Origin of the sequence: Komagataeibacter xylinus (assembly GCF_009834365.1) — a bacterium.
Classification (GTDB): Bacteria; Pseudomonadota; Alphaproteobacteria; order Acetobacterales; family Acetobacteraceae; genus Komagataeibacter; species Komagataeibacter xylinus_D.
In genome coordinates, this window is record NZ_CP041348.1 from 213519 (window position 1) to 235946 (window position 22428).

Here is a 22428-nt window from a genome sequence, read left to right on the forward strand (position 1 = left end):
TATTTTTATGAATTAAAATCATTTTTGTTCACGGTTTTATTCGGGCATAAAGCGATCACGATAACGATTGCAGCCTGTGAACGTCAGAAACCAAAACGAGAGACTTCCTGTCTACCGTTTGGTCTGGTTCTGGTTTTTTCGGGAAAAGAGAAGTAGAACCACAATGATTCAGGATTCAACATTCAGTATTCATCGACTTCGCTTCGATGAGACCTATCATCCATCTGACCGGACGCGTCTCACGACCAATTTTGCCAATCTGGCGAGAGGGGAAAGCCGTCAGGAAAATCTACGTAATGTCATCAGAATGATTGACAATCGTTTCAATGAACTGGCGCATTGGGATAACCCCACGAGAGACCGTTATTCCATTGAACTGGAAATTGTCTCTGTAGAGATGGATCTCGCTTTTGCTGGAAAAAATGACAGTTTTCCTCTGATTGAAGTATTGTACACAACGATTGTCGATAAAAAGGAAAATAGGCGTATAGAAGGTCTCGCAGGGAACAGCTTTTCCTCATATGTGAGAGATTATGATTTCAGCGTGCTGCTGCCGAAATATAATAAAGACAAGACAGAATTCAGCGTTCCTCACAATTACGGAGATCTGCATGGCAATCTCTTTAAAAGTGTTATAAATTCCGCCGCATATAAAAAGAACTTCAAAAAACGTCCTTTGATATGCCTCAGTGTTTCTACCAACCGGACCTATCATCGGACAGAAAATCAGCACCCTATTCTGGGTGTTGAATACCAGCAGCGTGAATTCTCACTCACGGACGAATATTTTGCAAAAATGGGGATGAAGGTTCGCTATTTCATGCCCTCCAACAGTGCAGCTCCGCTGGCGTTCTATTTTTTCGGTGATCTGCTGTCTGATTACTCCACGCTTGAACTTATCAGCACCATCAGCACGATGGAGTCCTTTCAGAAGGTTTACCGCCCTGAAATCTACAACGCCAATGCCTCGGCAGCCGATTGTTACAAGCCCAGTCTGAAGCACCAGGATTATTCAAATACCCTCATTATCTATGACCGGGAGGAACGCACTCAGCTGGCAACGGCACAGGGGAAGTATACGGAAGAGAATTTCAGCGAACCTTACTACGATGTTCTTGAGCAGTGGTCTGCCAGCTACGCCGCCTGATCAATCAGAAATGCAGGATCAATTCTTATGAAAACGCTACTCCCGACCTCCACAGCCGGCAGCCTGCCCAAGCCGTCCTGGCTCGCCAAACCGGAGACCCTCTGGTCTCCCTGGAAATTGCACGGCGAGGAACTGATCGAAGGTAAACAGGATGCGTTGCGCCTGACGTTGGACGATCAGGACCGGGCCGGTATTGATATCGTCAGCGATGGCGAACAGACGCGTCAGCATTTCGTCACAACATTTATCGAGCATCTCAGCGGCGTCGACTTTGAGAACCGTCAGACGGTTAAAATTCGCAACCGTTACGATGCCAGTGTGCCATCAGTTGTCGGTGCTGTGGCACGCGAGAAGCCTGTCTTTGTCGAGGATGCGAAGTTTTTACGCGCACTGACGAAGAAACCGATCAAATGGGCTCTCCCCGGCCCGATGACCATGATCGACACGCTCTATGACGGCCACTACAAAAGCCGCGAAAAGCTGGCGTGGGAATTTGCCAGGATCCTCAATCAGGAAGCGAGAGAGCTGGAAGCGGCTGGCGTCGATATCATCCAGTTTGATGAGCCTGCCTTCAATGTGTTCTTCGATGAGGTGAATGACTGGGGCATCGCCACATTGGAAAAGGCCATTGAAGGCCTTAAATGCGAAACCGCCGTCCATATCTGCTATGGCTATGGTATCAAAGCCAATATCGACTGGAAAAACGCGCTGGGGGAAGAGTGGCGTCAGTATGAGGAAATCTTTCCCAAGATTCAAAAATCCAATATCGATCTTGTCTCTCTGGAATGTCAGAATTCCCGTGTTCCGATGGATCTGATCGAACTCATTCGCGGGAAAAAAGTGATGGTCGGCGCCATTGACGTTGCCACAAAAACCATTGAGACACCCGAAAAAGTCGCTGATATCTTGCGAAAAGCGCTTCAGTTTGTCGATGCCGACAAGCTTTATCCCTGCACGAACTGCGGCATGGCGCCTTTGCCGCGTGACGTGGCACGAGGCAAGCTCAATGCTCTGGGGGCAGGTGCGGAAATCGTTCGTAAAGAACTCTCGACCTGACAGACTGCCGTAGGTGGATTCCAAAAGAGGGAGAGAAGTAGAGACGACCATGTCGATACGCTCTCCCTTGGGCAAGCAGGATACGATTCAGCTTCTCCATGACGTCAGGGTTTCGGGGGAGATCAACAGTCTTGCAACATCGTCCGCACTGTAAAACGTCAGCGAAAAGCGTCCTGAAGCCTGGCAGGGGTGAGGGGGCGTGTGCCGATGTCTTGCATCGTTATGATCAGCCGTTCGACATCTCTTGCCGTATCGGCCATGGGGCGGGAAGCGCCGAGCACATGGCTGAACCGGCGCAAACGCTTGCGGCACTCTCCCCGTCGACAGCCGACGATTTTGTGAGTTTCCGAGAGGAAATCGACAAAACGGGATATCTGTTCTCCTTTGGACAGCACCGGGCGATCAGGCATTTGAAGATAGCGCATGATGTCTGCGGCAAGGGTCTGTGGCATGGTGCGCGTCAAAGCCTGAGCCGCATTTCATCCGGCTCAACGAAACCAGGGCACCACGCAACACGGGCATCCGAACGGGCTTTCGTCATCAGGATCGTCGCAGGCCAGAGATGGACCGGCCCGATGACGAGCCTGGTGGTTCAGCCTCGGCACAATCGTCGTAGTGTCGGAAAACGCCTCGTCGTCCTGCGGCGTGTTATGAGGCGTCATCGTTCGTTCCATAATACAGCTTGCCAAGTTCGATCGCCGGGCGGCCCTGGCTGCGACGATGGGCGTTGGTATCCCGCAGCGAATAGGCGCAACCGCAATATTCCTGCTGGTAGAAGCGCTCCTGCTTGCTGATCTCGATCATCCGGGCGGAGCCTCCCCCTTTGCGCCAGTTGAAATCCCAGTAGGACAGCCCGTCATAGGGAGATACGGCGCGTTGCCCGCACTCGTTGATCTGCGCCATGTTCTTCCATCGTGAAATACCGAGCGAACTCGTCATGACCGGGAAATCATGCTCATGGGCGTAGAGTGCGGTCCGCTCGAAGCGCATGTCGAAGCACATGGTGCATCGTACGCCACGTTCCGGCTCCCATTCCATGCCTTTCGCCCGGGCGAACCAGTTATCCTTGTCGTAATCAGCGTCGATAAAAGGAACATCATGTTTTTCGGCAAACCGGATGTTTTCGTCCTTGCGGAGGAGATACTCCCGCTCGGGGTGGATGTTCGGGTTGTAGAAGAAGATCGTGTAGTCGATGCCCGATGCCGTCATCGCCTCCATCACCTCACCCGAACATGGTGCGCAGCATGAATGGAGAAGCACCTTCCTCTGTCCGCCCGGCGGTGTCAGAATTTGTCTCGGCTTCTCGTTCATCACTTGTCTCTTCCTGTTCCGGATAGTCTGCCACATGATCCAATATGGAACGGCCGATCTCCTGCAGTCCGAGGATATGGGCGATTGCATAAGTCGGGTCCGCACGATTCAACGTGGAGATATGAAATTCGTTGATACCGTTGGCCTGCAAGGTTCGGATCTGCTCCACCGCCACAATACTGGCGACGATGCGCCGGAGTTCCGGGTTTTCGTCGGTGTCTTCAAACAGACGCCTGAGCCAGGCTGGCACCGCGACCCCACAAAGCGCCGAGAAGCGTGCCACCTGCTCGTAATTCGAGACCGGCATGATGCCCGGAATGATGGGCGCGTTGATACCAGCGGACTGACACCGGTCAAGGAAGCGCAGGCAGGTCGAAGCGTCAAAGAAATATTGCGTGATGGCGCGTGTGGCCCCCGCATCAAGCTTACTTTTGAGATTGTCGAGATCGGCTTCAGGGCTAAGGGCTGCCGGATGCGTTTCCGGGTAGGCAGCGACGGAGATGTCAAAATCGGCGATACGACGTAACCCCGCGACGAGATCGCGGGCATAGGCATAACCACCCGGATGCGGAGTGTAGTCCGCTGTTCCCGCTGGTGGATCGCCGCGCAGTGCCACGATGTGCCTGATCCCTGCTTCCCAATAGCTGCGGGCGATAGCGTCGACTTCTTCCCGTGTCGCACCGACACATGTCAGATGGGCAGCCGGTACGAGGTCAGTCTCACGTCTGAGGCGCAACACCGTCGCATAAGTGCTGGCCTGAGTGCTTCCGCCCGCACCATAGGTCACGGACGCGAAGCACGGCGAGAGCGGTGCAAGGCGCCGGATGCATTGCCATAACCGCTGCTCCATAGGTTCTGTTCTTGGCGGGACGAATTCAAAGGAAAGCGCAGGTGGCGGCATGTCGCAGCTGCACGACAGCAGGTTGCCGATCCGTTCCTCCGAGACCAATCCGTTCAATCTGTCTGTCATGTCAGTTGCAGGGAAACACAATCTCCGGCTCGTTCCCTGCATGTCTCATGCTGGCGATCGAATTTGTATTCAGATTCAGAGCACAAGAGGCCACGATTATCGGTCGGGATCATAGAAAGCTATCCGAAAGAATCCTGTAAACCATCACGATAAAAGTTTATGTAAGTGAACTGAAATGATATGTTTTTATAATTATATGAATTTCGTGCATTCGAGAGGTAAGTCATGAGTGTTCTGGAGCGCAGTCATCTGACAATTATTCGGGAAGTCGCGCGAGAAGGCTCATTGACGGCCGCAGGAATGCGTCTGAACCTGACCCAGCCGGCGCTCAGCCATGCCATCCGCAAGATTGAACAGCAGCTTGGCGTCAAGATATGGCGCCGTGAGGGACGTTCCCTTGTGCTCAACCAGGCAGGCGAATGGCTGCTTTCTCTGGCGAACCGTCTGCTTCCTCAATTTGAGCTCGCGGAAAGCCGCCTTGAGCAGTTCGCAAATGGCGGGCGTGGCACACTCCGCATCGGCATGGAGTGTCATCCCTGCTATCAGTGGCTTCTGAAGGTGGTCTCCCCTTATTTGGAGAGGTGGCCCAAAGTTGATGTGGATGTGCGGCAGAAGTTCCAGTTTGGCGGTATTGGTGCGTTGTTCAGCAATGAAATCGATATCGTGGTCACGCCTGATCCGCTTTACAAACCTGGCCTGAAATTCACGCCGGTATTCGATTATGAACTTGTTCTGGCCGTTGGCCCTGGACATCCTCTGCGGAATGAGAAGTTTGTCTTGCCGGAGCAACTTGCGGGCGAAACATTGATCACCTATCCCGTTCCATCCGAGCGGTTGGATATCTATACACAGTTTCTGCAGCCTGCTGGTATTGGTCCGCGGCATCAGAAACAAATTGAAACCACTGATATCATGCTGGTGATGGTGGCACATGGACGGGGCGTTGCAGCACTTCCTCGCTGGCTTGTGGAAGAGTACGCTTCCCGCTTTGATCTTTATCCTGTGAAGCTTGGCAAGAAAGGCATTGCAAAACAGATATTTCTTGGTTGCCGCGAAACTGATGAAGAGATTCGATACCTGCAAGATTTTATCGAATTCGCCGCTTCACCTGATTCAGACACTTAAGTATTGCCTTCGAAATCCACATATAGAACCTACTTGTTTTTTTACAATGTCCGGTTTCTCTGTTTTCCTTTCGATACCGGACCTTCCGTATTCCCCCTGAACGGTCAGTCCGCTCAGTGATATAGAAGCGGACCTGCTGCTTACGCCTCTTTTCTGCCGTTTCCGCAACCGATCAGGTTTCTCGAATGCAGACATCAGCATCGACCATCTTTCGCTTCATTTGTACCAACAACTGTGATACATATGTGCATACACGCAAGGAGGCTTTGTATGTCTGCTGTTACATTCCGGGTAGATGAAACGCTGAAGGCAGCCGCAGTTAAGAAGTTGTCGGCTCAAGGCATTTCACTTTCTGACGCACTGCGCGATACGCTCGCGTATATTGCTGAAACGGGTCGCTCTCCCGTCAAGCGGAGGCTTGTCACAGACGAGGATGCGGAGCTTATCGAGATTGTGCGCGAACGCCTAAAAAACCCTGCCCAAAAGCATCGTATGACTTTTGCAGAGCTTAAGAACCGTCATCGCGAATGAAAGAGTATTGTCTTGAATTCGACGACAGAGCGCTCAGAGAGTGGGATGCTCTTGACGGCAGCGTGCGTAAGAAATTTGAAAAGAAGCTGGAAAAGCTGATCTGGAACCCTCACTCTCCAGGAAACGAACTGCATCGCGACCTATCAGGGTTTTATAAGATCAAGCTTCTGAAAGATGGTTACCGCCTTGTTTATCAGGTCATCGACGAACGGATCGTCATCTATGTAATTGCCGTTGGCCGGAGAGCCGATAATGAGATTTATGAACTGGCTTCGAAGCGAACAGAGTGAATTTACTTTCTTGGTAGAAAGTCAGCTCCCGCCTCATTTTTGTCATTCAATGCCCGGTTAAGCTTCTCGAATAGCGGACTATTTTCGGTTTTTCTTGACGTAAGGAGCCTGAGCAGTCAGCGGTGAGGTCATGGATACCATCAGCCTTCTTGCTCTACTCCTGACGCTCTCGGCAGGCTTCAGCATTCTCAACCACCATACGTTGCGTGTTCCTGTCACGATCGGCGTTCTGGTCTTCTCATTGCTGACCTCGCTTCTGGTCATGATCCTGAACCCTCTGATCCCGGCCTATGACCTTCAGGCTCTCCCACGGTCTGTACTCGGCGCGATCAATCTGCCTGCGGCACTTCTGAACGGTGCCCTGTCGCTGCTGCTTTTTGTGGGAGCCATGCAGGTGGATGTCGGGCATCTGCGAGCAAAGCTGATGTCTGTGACCGCTCTCTCCATTCTGGGAACCGTTCTGGCCGTGGCGTTTCTGGCGGTCGCGGCGTGGTGTGTTTTCCCGCTGCTGGGCCATGCCGTTCCCTTTACATGGTGCATCGTGCTCGGCGCTATCCTCGCTCCGACAGACCCGGTTTCGGTCGTGGGAATGCTGAAACGTCTGGGACTGCCAGGACCGCTACAGGCCGTCTTTGCGGGCGAGAGCCTGTTCAATGACGGCGTGGGCGTCGTCATTTTCGGTGTGACGATCGGGCTGGCGACTGGAGACAGTCAAGGGGTGGGCGCTTCTGAGATTGCCATGAGCTTCTGCCGCGAAGCGCTCGGTGGTGGTCTTCTTGGAGCGATAACCGGGTGGATTGCTCTTCGTGTGCTCAAGGGACAGCGTGACCCGCATATTGATCTGCTGACCTCGCTGGCTCTGGCGACCGGAACCTTCAGCATCGCCAATCAGTTGGGGATGTCCGGTGCGATTGCCGTCGTCGTGGCCGGTCTCTGCTTCGGAACCAGCTACAGCCATTCCATTTTCGATGAAGTATCGCGCAAGGAACTCGACATTGCATGGACGCTGATTGACGAAGTGCTGAACGTCCTGCTGTTCATGCTCATCGGCTTTGAAATACTGGAGATCACGCCGCATCTGTTCACGGTTCTGGCGACGCTTGCCGTGATCCCGCTGTCCATTGCCGTGCGGGCATTGAGTGTGCTGTTCTCCACCCTGCCGGTTCATCTCCGGCAGTGGGAGCGGGGCCGTGTCCTCGGCATCCTGACATGGGGCGGCCTGCGTGGCGGCATCTCGGTTTCTCTGGCGCTTGGCCTGCCGCACGGAGACCTGCGTGATCTGCTGCTGCCTGTCTGTTACGGTGTCGTGGTGTTCACCATCATCGTGCAGGGGCTGACCATGGAGCGGGTCGCCCGCAGGCTCTATCCGTCAATCGTCTCCCGGCCGCAGTAATGCCGTCTTCCCTTCTTCCCGTCTCGATTTCCGCCCGGCGGGTTCTCATTCTCGGGCTTGTCGCAGGCTATGTGGATGCCCTGAGTTTCGTCGATCTGAGCGGTGTCTTTGCCGGCGCGATGACCGGCAATACCACGCATATGGGCGCCTCGTTTATCAGTGGGAACTGGCAGCACGGCCTGCTTCTGATGGGTGTGCTGGGCGTATTTTTTCTTGCCGCTATTCTGGCCAGCCTGATGCGGCTGTTATGGTCGCCAGCTTGCGGGGTCATGGTCATGACGATCTTCATGGTTCTGGCGCAGGCGGTTCAGGGATCGTCCCTGCGTTACTGGGGAGAATTTCTCGTGCTTCCGGCACTTCTGGCCGTGCAGGGCGAAACGATCGCGAAATTCTCCGGCACGCCCATGCCCACGATCGTCGTGACGACAAACCTGTTAAAAGCCGCATCGGGAATTGCGGAATGGATGGCGTCATGGATTGCGCCGGACAGGAACATTCGCCCTATCGCAGGAAGCATTTTTCTGCCGCTACTTTCGTGGGGGGCTTTTCTGGCAGGCGTGATGGCCGCCGCTACGGGGCTGGCCCTGCACGGTAGTTTTCCGTTCCTCTGGCCCGTCCCTTTCCTTGTCTTTCTATACCGGGATATCTGGAAAACGGAGCGTTCCGGGCAGGACGATAATTGAACACCCTGTCTGACAGGTCAGGATCAGACGCAGGACGTAACGCGTTTATGATGCGAATCTGCCTCTCGGTCAGGTCAGATTTTCATGCCTGACAGCCGACATTCAGCTTCCCCCCCAAATCTGCCTGTCGGCTTCACCAATTCAGCAGACAGGCAGTGCTCACCTCAAGTCAGACGAGGTTGTAAGCCTTCTGTTGTATTCCTCGTGAGGCTTCCCAAATTCATAGGAACTGCATCTTTTAAGAAGGATCTGTCATGACCAGCCTGTTTGAGCCGATTGAACTGGGAAGCATTTACGCCAAAAACAGAATTCTCATGGCGCCGCTGACACGCGGTCGGAGCACCCGTGATCATGTGCCCACCCCCATCATGGCCGAATATTACGCGCAACGGGCCGGAGCCGGTCTGATCATCTCAGAAGCGACCGGGATCAGCCGCGAAGGTCTTGGCTGGCCGTATGCGCCGGGCCTGTGGTCGCAGGAACAGGTGGAAGCCTGGAAGCCCATCACCGCCGCAGTTCACGCCAAGGGCGGAAAGATTGTGGCCCAGCTCTGGCATATGGGTCGGATGGTTCATTCCAGCGTGACGGGCCAGCAACCTGTGTCCTGCTCGGCGACAAAAGCGCCTGAAGCCCTCCATACGTACGATGGCAAGCAGGCTCCCGAAGTCGCCCGCCCTCTCACCAAGGAGGACATTGCCCGCATCCTGAACGACTACGAAAATGCTGCTCGCAATGCCCTTCAGGCAGGCTTTGACGGTGTGCAGATTCATGCCGCCAACGGTTATCTGATCGACGAATTTCTGCGGGACGGCACCAATCATCGTTCCGACGAATATGGCGGTTCGCCGGAAAACCGCATCCGCTTCCTGCGTGAAGTCACCGAACGCGTGATCGCAACGATTGGCGCGCACAAAACGTCAGTAAGGCTGTCCCCCAATGGCGATACGCAGGGCTGCATCGACAGTCATCCAGGGCAGGTTTTTGTGCCGGCCGCAAAGCTGCTGAATGACCTCGATATCGCTTTCCTTGAACTGCGCGAGCCCGGACCGAACGGCACGTTCGGCAAGACCGACCAGCCCAAGCTGCATGGTCCGATCCGCGAAGTCTTCAGGAAGCCGCTGGTTCTGAATCAGGACTACACACGGGAAGAAGCGATCGAGACAGTCGCTACCGGTGTTGCGGACGCCATTTCGTTTGGTCGGCCTTTCCTCGCCAATCCGGACCTCGTGCGTCGTCTGGAAGACAATCTGCCCCAGAACAAGGACGATATCCGCACCTGGTACTCGCAGGGTGCAGAAGGCTATACGGATTATCCGCTTGCTCGCTGATACCCTATTTTTCCCGCAAGTTCCTTCCAATGGAAGGAACTTGCATTTGAACTATAGAAAATATTTAGCCGCCGACGTGATACTTGTCGTGAAGTAGGCGAAATCACCTGAATAGTTCTACTCCCTGCCATGAATGTGAACACTGCGAAAGGCTGTTTTCGGTAACTCTATCCCGATAGCCGACTGTCTGTTTCCCCCAGTCACCCGACGAGTAGTCTTGTTCGTTCGCGCACCGCTTCCAGTTCTCTTTCGGAGACCCGACCTTTATGCTTTGCTCGTCTGGCGCGCCAATCAAGACTGCGAACCTGATCAGAGAGAACCACGCTTGTCGGCTCTCCTGTCAAAGGCACTTCAAAGGGATACCCTTTGATTTTTGTCGTTGTCGGGCAACAAACAATCATACCAGATTTTTTGTTGTAACTAACTGGCGAAAGCACCACAGCCGGGCGATGCCCAGATTGTTCACGCCCTGCCTGAGGATCAAACTCCAGCCAGACGATGTCTCCGCAATCTGGCACCCATGCTGACATTTACCAGATCTCTCCGCCAATTTCAGGCCCAAAACTCACTTCACCGTGACGGTTATCATCCGTGATGGCGGCAGTCAGGGTGTCCAGCGAAAGGACAGCAGGGTGAACCGGTTGAATGATGATACGCCCATCTTCTTCCCGGACATCAACAGCCTGATTGATCTGTAGGTGAACCGCTTCAAGGATATTGGCTGGTAGACGGATGGCAGCGCTGTTCCCCCATTTGCGAACGGTCCCATGCATTGGATCTCTCCTTTGTGTGTCTACATTGTAGATACACCTTCGGCCACTTCTGTTTCAAGCTAAAAGTAGCCAATGTCCGCTTCCAATGAGCCAGGTATGCAAACCGGACCTTCTGCATTCCCCCCTTAACCGACTCAGGTATCGTGCCGTTCCGCCTCAGATCCCACGTCCAGCCTGACCTCATCATCCAGCGTCGTCCCACGCGCCAACCTGCGTCCGACAGCCTCGACAAAGCCGTCATACCGCTCCCGCCCCTTGCTCTGCGCCGCAGCCAAAGCCGCATCGGGCAGTGGGGGAGTGCTGGTGAGCCAGAACCGCACGAACACGGCGAGCGATTCATTGGAGATCGTCACCCGTCGTTCCATCCGCTCCAGCTGCCGCGTCATCCGGTCCAGCCGCCGAGCGAGCGCCGCCTCCAGCCGCTCCGGCCCATCCGGCGACAGAAACGATGCCAGCGCCGTCTCCACAATCAGCGCCTGCGGCACCTTCTTACGGGCGGCGTAATCGGCGAGCCTGACACTAAGGTCAGCGGGTAGCCGGATCGTGTGTCTGATCCGCATGGCGGTCACAGCCCCATCCGATCACCAGGATCGAGCGACACCTGCCGCGCGAGAGCCCGCTCCCCGCGCCGCAGGGTCTGTGCCCGTGTAGCATCGTCCTCGGATTCATCCTCAGGCGGGTCGAACTCACGCACCGGCTTCCTTGGTGCCTGTACTACCTCTTCCTGTTCCGGCAGTTCCGGCTCACGGCGGATGCCAGCATTGGCGGGATCATCATCCCCATTGCTGGCAGGAGGCGGCTGCACCACGTCGGCCCAGTCCCCCGGCGGCGGTCCGATGGGTGGCGTTCCATCCGGAGCCAGAGGCGGCTCGAACCGGGGTGGCGGGAGGACGCGCGCGGCCAGTTCGGCGTCTTCGAAATACCGCGCCTTGCGCGCCCGGATCGGCGGGCAGCCCGAGACCATTACCAGTTCTTCGTCAGGGGGAAGCTGCATGATCTCGCCGGACGTCAGCAGCGGCCGCGCGGTTTCGTGGCGCGTCACCATCAGATGCCCGAGCCACGGCGAAAGCCGGTGGCCGGCATAGTTCTTCGCGTCACGAATCTCGGTCGCGGTGCCGAGCGCGTCGGAGACCCGTTTGGCGGTCCGTTCATCGTTGGTCGCGAAACTGACCCGGACATGGCAGTTGTCGAGGATCGAGTTGTTCTGCCCATAGGCTTTTTCGATCTGGTTCAGGCTCTGTCCGATCAGGAAGCTCTTGATCCCATAGCCCGCCATAAAGGCCAGCGCGCTCTCGAAGAAGTCCAGCCGCCCCAGCGCCGGGAACTCATCGAGCATCAGCAGCAGGCGATGGCGGCGCTTCGCCTCCAGTTCCTCGGTCAGACGACGGCCGATCTGATTGAGCACCAGCCGGACCAGCGGCTTGGTGCGGCTGATATCCGATGGGGGTACCACCAGATACAGCGTCGCCGGATGGCTGCCGGCGACAAGGTCCCGGATCCGCCAGTCGCAGCGCCGGGTCACATGCGACACCACCGGATCACGATATAGACCGAGAAACGACATGGCGGTGGACAGCACGCCCGAGCGTTCATTGTCGCTCTTGTTCAGCAGTTCCCGCGCGGAACTGGCGACCACCGGATGCACACCCTTCGCGCCAAGATGTGGCGTGGTCATCATGGCGCGCAGCGTGGTCTCGATCGCCCGCTTGGGGTCGGAGAGGAAATTGGCGACCCCGGCCAGGGTCTTGTCTTCCTCGGCGTAGAGGACATGCAGGATGGTGCCGACCAGCAAGGCGTGGCTGGTCTTTTCCCAATGGTTGCGCTTCTCAAGGGCGCCCTCGGGATCGACCAGCACATCGGCGATGTTCTGCACGTCGCGGACTTCCCGTTCACCGCGCCGGACCTCCAGCAGTGGATTGTAGGCGGCGCTGGCGAGGTTGGTCGGATCGAACAGCAGCACCCGACCAAAGCGGGCGCGCCAGCCGGCGGTCAGTGTCCAGTTCTCGCCCTTGATGTCATGGACGATCGCCGCACCTGGCCAGGTCAGCAGCGTCGGCACCACCAGTCCCACCCCCTTGCCCGAGCGGGTGGGCGCGAAGCACAGGACATGTTCCGGCCCATCATGGCGAAGATAGGCATCGGCCGAGCGGCCCAGCACCACGCCATCGGGGGCGAGTAATCCGGCGCGACGGATCTCGCGCGGGTCGGCCCAATGCGCTGAGCCATAAGTGGTGGCGCGCTTCTTCTCGCGGGCGCGCCAGACGGACATCGTGATCGCGACGATGACGGCGGCCACGCCGCCCGCCGCCGCGATATACCCGCCGATGGTAAAGATGTCCGGAGCATAGGCGTCGTAGGCGAACCACCACCAGAAGAATTCCGGCGGATAATAGACTGGCCAACTGAGCAGCATGAACCACGGAGCGCCAAGCTGCGTCTGGAAGCCGAGCCGCCAGGCGGTCCATTGCGTCGCCGCCCACGTGAAGGCGAGGATCACGGTGCCGACAGCAAACACCGAGCCCCAGAGGATCCTGGTCTGGTTCATGACAGGAACCGACCAGACAGCTCGATTCTCCGATATTCAAGGTCTAATGACAACGCCTGGGGCCGCAGGACAGCAGCGGATAATAAACGGACGGACGGCCAGTCCGCAGGGATTGAACGATGACCGACACCATCCGCCTGATCGACTCCATCGCCAGCTATCATGCCCATGTCTATTTCGACGGCGCAATGGAACGCGCGGCGGCGGAAAGGCTTCGCGCCGAGGTCGCCGAGCGCTTCGTGGTCCGGCTGGGTCGCTGGCACGAGGTTCCGGTCGGCCCACACACGTTGCCGATGTATCAGATCGCCTTCGAGACCGGGCTGTTCGCGACGCTCGTTCCCTGGCTGATACTCAATCACCGGGGCCTGAGCATCCTGATCCACCCGAATACGCGTTCTCCGCGCCGGGATCACATCAGCGACGGACTCTGGCTCGGGCAGCGTCGCGCCTTGCTGCCAGAGCAGCTACCGGAAGACTCGCTGAAGGCGGACGACGCAGGGGCTCCGAATACTGAACCGGCGGGCACGGCGCCGATCTGACGCCAGCCCGAAGCCAGGAGCGTGGCAGCGTTCTATTGGTTGCTTTGGTTGTCATGGTTTCCTATATTGCCATCACGAAGAAGACTCTGCCAGGAGGCGACAGGATGCCCACGACACCCGTTTCGGAAACGCGCGCCCGCGTTGCGGGAAGCCATACGAGAACCCGACTTCTCGGCGTGGGCAGCATCGTGATGGTGCCTGCCGGGCTGGAACTGGCGGCACGCAAGACAGCCCCCGGACGTGTCAGCGCGAAGCCACAGGTGCTGGAATACGAGGTTCGTCCGCAAGCCGGTCGCTCCCCCTCCCGCGAGACCGCTACAGATGCCTATGCGGTCGGCCCGCGGGGACTTGCCCTGTTACGCGGGAAACAGATCAGGGACGACGATCTTCGGCGCGCGGGCGGTGCCTACACGCTCGATCAGGTCAGGGAACTGCTCAGAGTCACGCGCCAGGCCATCGAGAAGAAGGTCCGTGAACAGGCGATCCTGGCGGTTCCGGGACCGAGCGGCGAGCGGCGCTATCCGGTCGCGCAGTTCACCGGCGATGGGGTCATGTCGGGTTTGAAGCCGGTGCTCGCCGCCCTGCCAAGCGAAAGCGCATGGTTCCGTCTGAATTTCCTGGTCACGCCGCTCGCACAACTCGACGGGCAGACACCGATCGAAGCGCTGGGCGCCGGCAAGACAGAGGCGGTGGTGAAAGCCGCGCAGTCCATCGGCGTCCAGGGCGGCTGACCGCGTGCCGGACCAGCCCTGGCCGCCGGGAGACCTCGCTTCCCGGCAACCCCGCTGGCGCATTCTGCCCGCGGGCCATCCCCTGCATCGTTTTCACTCCCGCGCTCATGACCCCGTCTATTTCGACCGTTCGCGCTCCGGGCGTCTCAACGCGCCGAACGGCTCTCATGGCGTTCTCTACACGGCGGAACAGCAGGCCGGCGCGTTCGCGGAGACGTTCCTGCGCGCGCCAGGACGCACGCTGCTGCCGATGGATCTCATCGCCGCCAAGGCCTGCGCCATCCTGAGCGCCAATCGAGAACTGCGGCTGGTGGAGCTGCACGGTCCCGGACTGGCTGTACTCGGCGCCACGGCGGAGGTCACATCATCCGGCCTGCCGTACGATCTGCCGCACGCGTGGTCGAAAGCCGTTCACGACGCATGGTCCGATGCGGACGGCATCAGCTACCGCGCCCGTCATGACAACGATCAGATCTGTTTCGCTCTTTTCAACCGGACGGAGAGCGCGATTGCGATCGCCTCCCAGAGCGACAATCTCGATGCGGACTGGTTCTATGAACTGATGGAGATCTATGGCGTGGGACTGACGAGCTGACCGGCAAGGTTTCAAATCCCGAGCCCGCGCTTCCGCCCGAAATTCCAGTCCACCGATCCGCCCGGCGACAGGGTACCGGAAACCTGCCGTCCGAGCTTCTGCTCCAGCGCCGGGCGCCACGGCACGAGCTGGAAGCCCAGCCCGTCATCGACCATCGCGAACCGACCCGAGGACAGGGCCACCCGCTGGCGATAGACCCCCGAGACGATCTCGCCTTCCTTCGCGGGCCGGTGCTCCAGCCCGCTCTGCGCCGCCAATCTGGCGACGGCCTGATCCAGATCGCGCTGACGCAGGGTGCCGATCAGGTCGGGCGCGAACACCACGCGCTCGCCCTGTCGTCGGGCCAGCCCCTCGGACGCCAGATGATCGATCCGCCGCGCCATTGCCTCACGGACCTCCGAGCCGAAACCCGCATTGGCCGGTGCCGGGTCTTTGGCCAGTAACTGGCGGTCAAGCCAGGTCGCGCCGGGCGCCGTCACCTGCTCGGCCAGCGTGAAGTCCGAGCGGGTCGCCAGCGACAGGCGCTGCGTGCCCTTGGCATCCTCCCAACTCCGGGTCTCGACGATCGCACCGGTCCTGGCATCGCCGGTTAGGTCCAGATCGGGGAAGCGGACATGATGCGTGCGCCCGTCGGTCCCCGCGATCACCACGTAGCCCGAGCCCCTCAACTCGTCATCCAGCCCGCGCTCCACCAGCCGCCCGATGACCGGATCGGCGAGTTTCTCGCCATGGATCGCAAAGCCCGCGACATCGGGATCCACCACCCCGCCGCCAGACATGGCGCGGTGCATGGTTTTGATGATGTCGCCCCGGATGGAGAGATCGCGCAGGGTCGCCTCCAACCCCGGCTTGAGGGTCCAGCGGGCCACCCCGACCGGTTCGGCAAGACCAAGCCCTTCCAGCTTGGTCGCCCGGCCCATCAGCAGACGCCGCAGTTGCGGGTCTTCGCCTCCTGCGCCCGGCCGGAGATCGACGATGCCGCCGCGCTCGTCGTTGATGTCCTGCAACGCGCGATCGAGGCTGGTCCAGCGGTCGGCGCCGATCTCGGTCTCCAGGGCGGTGCGGATTTCCTGCTCGCTGCGCGGGCCAAGTTCCAGCGTTACCCGTTCGGCGGCGCGGTCGCGCAGGCCCTGGCTGATATAGGCGCGGCTGATCACCAGATCCTTGCCGTCATCGGCCACCCCGCGCACCAGGATGTGGACATGCGGATTATCCGTATTCCAGTGATCCACCCCGACCCAGTCCAGTTTGGTGCCGAGGTCGCGCTCCATGTCCTGCATCAGTTCGCGTGCGAAGCCCCGCAGATCCTCCATCCGCGCCGCATCCTCGGGCGAGACGATGAAGCGGAAATGGTGGCGGTCGTCGGCGCAGCGTTCCGCGAAGGCCTTGCTGTCCGCTTCGTCGGAGCCGGCATCGAACAGATGGGCTTTGGCACCGTCGCGGGTCACGCCCTCGCGTCTGAGATAGGCGATGTGGCGGGCGAGCGGCGCGGAGCGGAAGCGCGTGCCCTGCTGACGGACGACGCGCGCCTTGACCACGACCCGACGGGCATTGCTGCGCAGCCGCATGGACAGGGCCGCCCGTCGGCCGCGCCCGAAACGGGAGCCGCCACCGCCTCCCCTGCCCTTCGCGCCGAACCGGGTGCCGGTATGACCGGCCCTCTTCGCGGCACGCATGACCTCGCCAACGAAGGATTTCGGGCGTGCGCCCTGATTGCCATGCTGGATGCGTCCGGGCCGGACAGTCAGGCCGTCATCGCGTGTTGCCATAGCCCGCTCTCCGCTCCGTTTCGCCCCCGACGGCGCCCGGATCGTTGAAAAGATGAGAAAAAATGCACGGACTGCCGCAGGCGGTGCGTGATGAGAAGGAAAATTCCCCAATCAAACCAACCATATGCAGTCCCGAAGGAGCACTGCTTTTACCTTGCCGTCCTTCCCTCCGTTGCCAGCCTCCCCCCAGCGCCCCCTCCCAAAGGCACCCATGGCCCGCCAACGCCCGATGGACCGGAACGGGGGTCATCGACGTGCTTCCCCATGCCCTGAGGCGATGAACAGCCCGACCGACTGCGGTGCGAGTGCCGTCCAGTCTGTCGGGCGAGCGTCATCGGCATGCACCGGATCATGCGCGCTCTCGCCATGCCGAGGGGCATTTCCTGTGCGCAGGAATGACGCCGGAAAGAGTGAAGATCTCTGCCAGGACGGTGTCTCCGAAGCACCGATCACGATGTCATCGGCAGGCGGAAGAGCCAGCCGCGCGCTGACCGATGCAACGTAATCCCGCGTCTCGGCAGGCAGTGGTCGGCCGGTTGCGAGATGCTCGTCATAGCGCGCGGGACCGGCATTATAAGCAGCCAGAAATCCGGCTTCGCCATAGCGATCCCGCATCCAGCGCAGATAGGTCGCACCAGCCAGAATGTTGTCACGCGGGTCGAACGGATCGTCGCCGAGGCCGAGCGACGTACGCAGGCTGGCCCATGTTCCGGGCATCACCTGCATGAGCCCCATCGCACCCGCCGACGACACGGCATGCGCATCGCCCCTGCTCTCCGCGTGCAGCACGGCAGCAATCCATGAGGCCGGAATCTGCGCGCGCGTGGCGGCTTCCGCGATCATGTCGGCGTAGGGATCGGCAACCGCATTATGCGTCGGCACCGTCAATGAAACGACGGCCGGAAGCACGACACCGAGCAGACGGAGCGCCGCCTTACCGCCGGTCATCACGCTTCACCGGGCGGCTCCAGACCAGATGGAAGGCACGCCCCTGACGATCGGACTGGAACAGATTGGCGCGGATCGGCTGCGCCAGCATGGGGTCGTCGAGAACCAGCGAGAGATAGGTGCCCGCCTTCTCGCCGGTGCGTTTCCAGGCCGCGCCGACCTCTGGTCCGGCATCGGCGTCACCGAGATGGACGCGATAATCGGGCGCATGCTCGGCGTCCGACGATGTCGCCGGCACGATCGTTAGTTCGACGTCGAGGGCGAGCGTGCGCAGCCGACCGGCGAAGCCGTCAGCCGTGCGTGTAAAAGTTCCGATCTGGGCCATGTCAGCCTCGTTTCTGCTTGGGGGTGGGAGACATCGGTGACGGCACGAGCCACAGCGGCTGCGCGCGGCCGAGCACCGCAGCGACCGGCAGGATGCCGAAATAGCGACCGTCAAGACTGGTCGGGACTGCTGCGTTCATGACGAAAATCTGGCCGGGCAGGACGTGCCGACAGCCTTGCCAGATCGGCAGCGGACGACCGCGATGATCGTAGGCGAGTGCCTCGCCAAGCGCCTTGCCGTCGACCGAAACAGCAGTACCGATCCGGCAGACCAATTGCCCCGGCAGTGCGGCAACCGGCTTGAGCAGCGGCACACCGAGGGGCAGATAGCCGCCGTGCGCCAGCATCGTGGCAATGTCGGCCGGTGGTCGGATCGCGATCAGGTCGTCGACATGCAGGGTGCTTACCGATTGCAGGCGATACAATCCGACCGGTGTACTGGCGGTGGCATTCCAGATCAGCCGGGGCGCCGGATGAATCGCCACTGACGTGCCAACACCGAGTATTGCGAAATACGTGGTGAAGAACCAACCAAGGCGCGTCATGACACCGCCCTCCGGCGCAGCCAGGCCTGATGGCGGTCGCGCGTGTAGGAGCGTGCCGCCTGCCCGGAGAGCATCCGATTGTGCAGATGCCGCCAATGCTCGGGCGCCACGTCGACGGGGTCGATGCCGATAGCTTCGATACGATCGACAGCTTCGAGCACCAGACGGACCTTCGGCCAACCGCTCTGGCGCAACAGGCTCTCCCCGCCGGGGCGCACGAACGGCACCGTCTGATACGGCTCGCCGGGACGGGTGACGCGCACGATGTCGATGCAGGACACCACCGTGCCGTAATCGTTCGCTGCCCAGCGCAGGAAGGCGAATACGGTGTCCGGCGGAAAGCTCAGTATCCGCCGACGACGATCGAGAATCTGCTCATGGGCGACAGAGCCGAAGCGGATCCAGTGCTCGATGCGCTTCTCGATCCAGGTCAGTTCGACATGAGCGAGGGTGTCGGTCATGGCACATCTCCAGCAGTATCGGGGAACTCGCGGGCCAGCAGCGCGCGCAGCATGTCGGCGACCGTGATGCCGCGCTGGAACGCCGCGACCTTGAGCCGCGCGCGCAGCGCCGGCGTGACGTCGATGGTCAGCCGGGCGGTAAAGCGGTTGATGGTCGAAGGCTTGTCCGGCGCCCTGACCCAGCGTTCGGGATCGGCGGGACGCGCCGCGAAGCCGGGCGGCGTGCGACGTTCCGTCATGGCGAAATTCCTTCGCCGAGCGGCAGCACGGAGGCGATGCGGTCGCGCGCCTTTTGCGCCATGACTGGATCGATCTCGCAGCCGACATAGCGCCGACCGGCGAGCCGGCAGGCGACACCGGCCGCGCCCGAGCCGGCGAACCAGTCACCCACCAGGCCACCTGGTGGGCAGCTCGTGCGGATCAGGATCTCCAGCAGTGCCACCGGCTTCTCGGTGGGATGGATGGCGCGCCCATGCGCATTGCGGACCGGAATCACGGAGCGCATCAGGCGCGGGCCGCCATCCTCGCTCACGTAATGGCCGGCATCGATCCGGCCCATGTGGGGCGGCCGGTGTCTCCGCCTTACCGTGCGCGCCCGCGCATCGGACGTGGTGGGAACAACATTGTAGACGGCGCGCCAGGGCGTATCGTCGCGATAGAACTGGACGATCAGTTCATGCACGCGGCGGAAGCGATCGGCATGGAAGCTGGAACCGTTCTGCTTCTCCCAGACCAGTTCCTGAGCATATTTCCAGCCCGCATTCCGAAATGCCGCGTTGGATGCGAGAAAGCTCCGCAGGGAGCCGAAGACCCAGAGCGAGCCGCTCGGTTTCAGGGCGGCGAGTGCCTTGCCGGGCCAGTCCGCCACGCGCCGGTCCCAGGCGAGCGACGTATCGCCATAGGGCGGGTCGACCAGGATCATGTCGTAGGGGCCGTGCCAGGGCATCAGGAGCGCGCTGTCGCCGGTCAGGAGGGTCATGGCACCAGCCCCCCGATCTCGGCCGTCAGGGCGGCGATTTCGCGGGCGGCAATCCCGTGCGGGCGCAGGTCGCAGACCAGGCGGCCGGTGCGCGCGGCGTCGGCGAAAGCAACCCGCTGGCCGATCCGCGCCGCTAGAGCGGCAGGCTCATGCCCCATCAGCGCCAGCCGGGTTTCGCGGGCGATGACCGTGCGCGCGGCGCAGCGGTTGAGCACGAAGCGGGCCAGCAGGCCGGGACGGAAGAAGCGCGCGTCCTCCAGCAGCCGCAGCATCTCGGCCGAAGCCCATCCGTCGAACGGCGAAGGCTGCGCGGGAATCAGCACCAGGTCGGCAGCCAGCAGAGCGGAGCGCAATAATGCCGCCACCCGAGGCGGACCGTCGATGACGACGTGATCCACCCCCTGAGCTAGTTGGGGCGCCTCGTGGTGGAGTGTGTCGCGTGCCAGCCCGATCACGCCGAACAGCCGGGGCAGTCCTTCCCGCGCGCGCTGCGCCGACCAGTCCAGCGCCGAACCCTGCGGATCGGCGTCGATGACCGTCACGCGCTGGCCTTCCCGAGCCCATTGGCCGGCGAGATGCAGCGCCAGAGTCGTCTTGCCGACGCCGCCCTTCTGGTTGAGGAAAGCCACGATCATGGCCCCTCTCCGGGGGTTTTCCACGGATCGGCAGGGGGGCCAACATCCTTAAAGTTAGACTCTTTTAAGTTAGAATCTAAGTTAAGGGCGTCGTAACCAATTGATTCAATGTCATGATTCGGCGTTTTCCGCAAACGATAGCACGGATGCCGTGGCAGTGATGGCACGGATAAATCCACAACTGATAGCACGGATGAACTCACAGCTTGTCCACAGACGCCTGTGGATAATTTGACAGGTGCAAAGGCCAGCGTGTCATTGCCGTTGCGGTCGGGACGCACCGACAGCCGATAGCCGGCAAAGGGCTGCCGCTTCGCCATGTCGCGCAGTTCGAAGGCAAAGCGCCGATAGGGGGAAAGACTGGCGGATTTTTCGTAGAGATGGCGCAGGCCGAAGGCCCAGCCCGCACGCTGGCGACCGCCATGCTTGCGCACGATGCGATAGAGCCAGCGCTCCAGACCGCCGGTGAGGCCAAAATAGGCCGGGTCGATGGTCAGCACGAGCGCGTCATCGAGAACCGCCTGGTAGAACCAGTCGGGCAGGATCAGTTCGATCACGCGGGTGCGCCCTTCCCGCGCGGTATGCCGTTTCCATTCGTTGATCCAGGAAAAGCGGTGCAGTTGCCCCTTGCCGGTCTGCCGCAGCGACGTCTTGATCGTGGTGGATTGCAGCCGGTCGAAGGCCGCTTCCAGCCGCTCATAGTCCCGCGCGCTGTCGCCCCGACCGATGAAGGTCAGGATCTCGCGCGGGCTGGCCACCATCAGCCGCGACGTGCGCCGACCGGCGTCACGCGCGGCAACGAGATGGCTGGCGGCCCAGATCAGCACGTCAGCATCCCAGATCGTGGCCATGCCATGTTCGGCAGACGCCTCGACCCGGATGGTGACGTCCGGGGTCCGGTAATCGATCGGGACCATGCGGGGGGATTTGGCGAGGCTGAAGAACGGAAACGCCATCAGATCCTGTGCGTCACGAGGAGCGAAATCTCCCGCGATAGCGTGGAAGAGTTCCAGTTGCTCGCGCTCGGAGCGCGCCCTGCCGGGCGGAGGCATCAGCGACGGCTCCCGCGTGATGTCGGCGGAATCAGCGGACTTTGCCGCGCGGCCGCCGGCACGACGCCGGCAGTGGTGTCCGAGGTATGGGCGCGGGCACCACTCTCGACCCAGGCCTGCAACTCATCCACCCGATAGACCACGCGGCCACCGAGCTTCGAGTAGCGCGGTCCGGTGCCGTAGATCCGGTGTTTCTCCAGTGTGCGAATAGATAGTCCGACGAAGCGCGAGGCGTCGGGCGTGCGCAGATAGCGCGGCGGCAGATCGCTGTAATTGGCGGACATGAGGTGGCTCCGTGGTCGCTGGCTGGGGCCGCGGGACAGATGCGGCCAGCAGGGATCAGCGTGGCGGAGCGAGGTCTTCCGGGACTAGGACCGATCTCATCGGGGGGCGAGATCGGTCCTTGACTGGCGGGAGATGGCGACGCGGCCGCCTCGAACCGGGCGACCGAACCAACTGGATTTCGGCTTTCGCCCTCGTCCCAATCATACAAAGTTCTGCTGAAGGTTTCGGTAAGCGGACATCATGCTGCGATGACACGAGCCAGTCTGCCAGTTTCTGAACCATAACCCATGCCATATGGTCTGCTCTCAGCAAATTGCGAACTTAGCCCATGCCGGGCCCCATGACCCAGTAGCCAAGGACATGGGGCCTGGACCGCTTACTGCATCGTGTCGCCGTCCGGTTCAGCCAACAGA

The 22428-nt window shown here is 60.1% G+C and carries 28 protein-coding genes; 11 read left to right on the top strand and 17 right to left on the bottom strand.

What is annotated here, in order from left to right; all coding sequences use genetic code 11:
* Window positions 1-163: 163 nt before the first annotated feature.
* Both FMA36_RS01080 and FMA36_RS01085 read left to right on the top strand, forming a co-directional pair.
* Window positions 164-1147 carry a DUF1852 domain-containing protein gene (locus tag FMA36_RS01080; protein WP_003618828.1) on the top strand — a complete coding sequence of 328 codons (984 nt, stop codon included), beginning with the start codon at window positions 164-166 and terminating at the stop codon, window positions 1145-1147.
* Between the two features lie 27 nt (window positions 1148-1174).
* A complete protein-coding gene (locus tag FMA36_RS01085) occupies window positions 1175-2203 on the top strand; it encodes a methionine synthase (protein WP_003618826.1) in 1029 nt (342 codons plus the stop codon).
* Window positions 2204-2361: 158 nt separating this feature from the next.
* Here the strand turns inward: FMA36_RS01085 and FMA36_RS01090 are convergent, their stop codons facing one another.
* The 3 genes from FMA36_RS01090 to metF form a co-directional block, all read right to left on the bottom strand.
* Window positions 2362-2655 (bottom strand): hypothetical protein, encoded by a 294-nt coding sequence (locus FMA36_RS01090; RefSeq protein ID WP_003618825.1) that lies wholly within the window; start codon window positions 2653-2655, stop codon window positions 2362-2364.
* Between the two features lie 196 nt (window positions 2656-2851).
* On the bottom strand, window positions 2852-3421 hold the full coding sequence (locus tag FMA36_RS01095) for an epoxyqueuosine reductase QueH (RefSeq protein ID WP_231106186.1): 570 nt from the start codon (window positions 3419-3421) through the stop codon (window positions 2852-2854).
* 4 nt (window positions 3422-3425) lie between these two features.
* A complete protein-coding gene (gene metF / locus FMA36_RS01100) occupies window positions 3426-4484 on the bottom strand; it encodes a methylenetetrahydrofolate reductase [NAD(P)H] (protein WP_040510584.1) in 1059 nt (352 codons plus the stop codon).
* A gap of 225 nt (window positions 4485-4709) precedes the next feature.
* Here metF and FMA36_RS01105 point away from each other — a divergent pair, with 225 nt between their 5' ends.
* The 6 genes from FMA36_RS01105 to FMA36_RS01130 all read left to right on the top strand — a co-directional run bounded on the left by FMA36_RS01105 (window position 4710) and on the right by FMA36_RS01130 (window position 9834).
* Window positions 4710-5609 carry a LysR family transcriptional regulator gene (locus FMA36_RS01105; protein WP_040510582.1) on the top strand — a complete coding sequence of 300 codons (900 nt, stop codon included), beginning with the start codon at window positions 4710-4712 and terminating at the stop codon, window positions 5607-5609.
* Window positions 5610-5879: 270 nt separating this feature from the next.
* The gene (locus FMA36_RS01110; RefSeq protein WP_003618686.1) at window positions 5880-6140 is read left to right on the top strand and encodes a type II toxin-antitoxin system RelB/DinJ family antitoxin; all 261 of its coding nucleotides are present in this window, start codon (window positions 5880-5882) and stop codon (window positions 6138-6140) included.
* A complete protein-coding gene (locus tag FMA36_RS01115) occupies window positions 6137-6430 on the top strand; it encodes a type II toxin-antitoxin system RelE family toxin (RefSeq protein ID WP_003618711.1) in 294 nt (97 codons plus the stop codon). Before FMA36_RS01110 ends, FMA36_RS01115 begins: the two co-directional genes overlap by 4 nt.
* A gap of 130 nt (window positions 6431-6560) precedes the next feature.
* Window positions 6561-7823 (top strand): cation:proton antiporter, encoded by a 1263-nt coding sequence (locus FMA36_RS01120; RefSeq protein WP_159260229.1) that lies wholly within the window; start codon window positions 6561-6563, stop codon window positions 7821-7823.
* Window positions 7823-8506: a YoaK family protein gene (locus FMA36_RS01125; RefSeq protein ID WP_003618716.1), complete on the top strand. Its 684-nt coding sequence runs from the start codon at window positions 7823-7825 to the stop codon at window positions 8504-8506. Before FMA36_RS01120 ends, FMA36_RS01125 begins: the two co-directional genes overlap by 1 nt.
* Window positions 8507-8760: 254 nt before the next feature.
* Window positions 8761-9834: an alkene reductase gene (locus tag FMA36_RS01130; protein ID WP_003618718.1), complete on the top strand. Its 1074-nt coding sequence runs from the start codon at window positions 8761-8763 to the stop codon at window positions 9832-9834.
* Window positions 9835-10034: 200 nt separating this feature from the next.
* On the opposite strand, the gene mazF is transcribed toward FMA36_RS01130, so the two are convergent.
* The 4 genes from mazF to FMA36_RS01150 form a co-directional block, all read right to left on the bottom strand.
* Entirely contained in the window at window positions 10035-10364 is a 330-nt protein-coding gene (gene mazF, locus FMA36_RS01135) for an endoribonuclease MazF (protein WP_003618720.1), read from the bottom strand.
* Window positions 10365-10607: an AbrB/MazE/SpoVT family DNA-binding domain-containing protein gene (locus FMA36_RS01140; RefSeq protein ID WP_003618721.1), complete on the bottom strand. Its 243-nt coding sequence runs from the start codon at window positions 10605-10607 to the stop codon at window positions 10365-10367. It lies immediately after the preceding gene.
* Between the two features lie 134 nt (window positions 10608-10741).
* Window positions 10742-11167 (bottom strand): hypothetical protein, encoded by a 426-nt coding sequence (locus FMA36_RS01145; RefSeq protein ID WP_003618781.1) that lies wholly within the window; start codon window positions 11165-11167, stop codon window positions 10742-10744.
* Window positions 11168-11172: 5 nt separating this feature from the next.
* Window positions 11173-13152 (bottom strand): conjugal transfer protein TraG, encoded by a 1980-nt coding sequence (locus FMA36_RS01150; RefSeq protein ID WP_040510572.1) that lies wholly within the window; start codon window positions 13150-13152, stop codon window positions 11173-11175.
* A 119-nt stretch (window positions 13153-13271) separates the two neighbouring features.
* Between FMA36_RS01150 and FMA36_RS01155 the strand changes: the two genes are divergently transcribed.
* The 3 genes from FMA36_RS01155 to FMA36_RS01165 all read left to right on the top strand — a co-directional run bounded on the left by FMA36_RS01155 (window position 13272) and on the right by FMA36_RS01165 (window position 15017).
* Entirely contained in the window at window positions 13272-13691 is a 420-nt protein-coding gene (locus tag FMA36_RS01155; protein WP_003618779.1) for a DOPA 4,5-dioxygenase family protein, read from the top strand.
* A gap of 104 nt (window positions 13692-13795) precedes the next feature.
* Window positions 13796-14422 (top strand): hypothetical protein, encoded by a 627-nt coding sequence (locus tag FMA36_RS01160; protein ID WP_003618778.1) that lies wholly within the window; start codon window positions 13796-13798, stop codon window positions 14420-14422.
* Between the two features lie 4 nt (window positions 14423-14426).
* Window positions 14427-15017 (top strand): RES family NAD+ phosphorylase, encoded by a 591-nt coding sequence (locus FMA36_RS01165; protein ID WP_003618777.1) that lies wholly within the window; start codon window positions 14427-14429, stop codon window positions 15015-15017.
* 11 nt (window positions 15018-15028) lie between these two features.
* Here FMA36_RS01165 and FMA36_RS01170 read toward each other — a convergent pair whose 3' ends face one another.
* The 10 genes from FMA36_RS01170 to FMA36_RS01215 all read right to left on the bottom strand — a co-directional run bounded on the left by FMA36_RS01170 (window position 15029) and on the right by FMA36_RS01215 (window position 22014).
* Window positions 15029-16786, bottom strand: a complete 1758-nt coding sequence (locus tag FMA36_RS01170) for a relaxase/mobilization nuclease domain-containing protein (protein WP_003618776.1) — start codon at window positions 16784-16786, stop codon at window positions 15029-15031.
* A 246-nt stretch (window positions 16787-17032) separates the two neighbouring features.
* Entirely contained in the window at window positions 17033-17734 is a 702-nt protein-coding gene (locus tag FMA36_RS01175; protein ID WP_003618774.1) for a lytic transglycosylase domain-containing protein, read from the bottom strand.
* Window positions 17721-18059: a DUF736 domain-containing protein gene (locus tag FMA36_RS01180; RefSeq protein WP_003618772.1), complete on the bottom strand. Its 339-nt coding sequence runs from the start codon at window positions 18057-18059 to the stop codon at window positions 17721-17723. The genes FMA36_RS01175 and FMA36_RS01180 overlap by 14 nt, the downstream gene beginning before the upstream one ends.
* Window position 18060: 1 nt before the next feature.
* Window positions 18061-18603, bottom strand: coding sequence for a S26 family signal peptidase (locus tag FMA36_RS01185; RefSeq protein WP_003618770.1), 543 nt, complete (start codon window positions 18601-18603; stop codon window positions 18061-18063).
* Window positions 18600-19064, bottom strand: coding sequence for a DUF2840 domain-containing protein (locus FMA36_RS01190; protein ID WP_048858930.1), 465 nt, complete (start codon window positions 19062-19064; stop codon window positions 18600-18602). Before FMA36_RS01190 ends, FMA36_RS01185 begins: the two co-directional genes overlap by 4 nt.
* Window positions 19061-19303 (bottom strand): ribbon-helix-helix protein, encoded by a 243-nt coding sequence (locus tag FMA36_RS01195; RefSeq protein ID WP_003618765.1) that lies wholly within the window; start codon window positions 19301-19303, stop codon window positions 19061-19063. The genes FMA36_RS01190 and FMA36_RS01195 overlap by 4 nt, the downstream gene beginning before the upstream one ends.
* A complete protein-coding gene (locus tag FMA36_RS01200) occupies window positions 19300-20043 on the bottom strand; it encodes a DNA-methyltransferase (protein WP_003618763.1) in 744 nt (247 codons plus the stop codon). The genes FMA36_RS01195 and FMA36_RS01200 overlap by 4 nt, the downstream gene beginning before the upstream one ends.
* A complete protein-coding gene (gene parA, locus FMA36_RS01205; RefSeq protein WP_003618761.1) occupies window positions 20040-20678 on the bottom strand; it encodes a ParA family partition ATPase in 639 nt (212 codons plus the stop codon). The genes FMA36_RS01200 and parA overlap by 4 nt, the downstream gene beginning before the upstream one ends.
* Window positions 20675-21730, bottom strand: a complete 1056-nt coding sequence (locus tag FMA36_RS01210) for a replication initiator protein A (protein ID WP_048858929.1) — start codon at window positions 21728-21730, stop codon at window positions 20675-20677. The genes parA and FMA36_RS01210 overlap by 4 nt, the downstream gene beginning before the upstream one ends.
* The gene (locus FMA36_RS01215) at window positions 21730-22014 is read right to left on the bottom strand and encodes a helix-turn-helix transcriptional regulator (protein ID WP_003618758.1); all 285 of its coding nucleotides are present in this window, start codon (window positions 22012-22014) and stop codon (window positions 21730-21732) included. The genes FMA36_RS01210 and FMA36_RS01215 overlap by 1 nt, the downstream gene beginning before the upstream one ends.
* Window positions 22015-22428 lie beyond the last annotated feature (414 nt).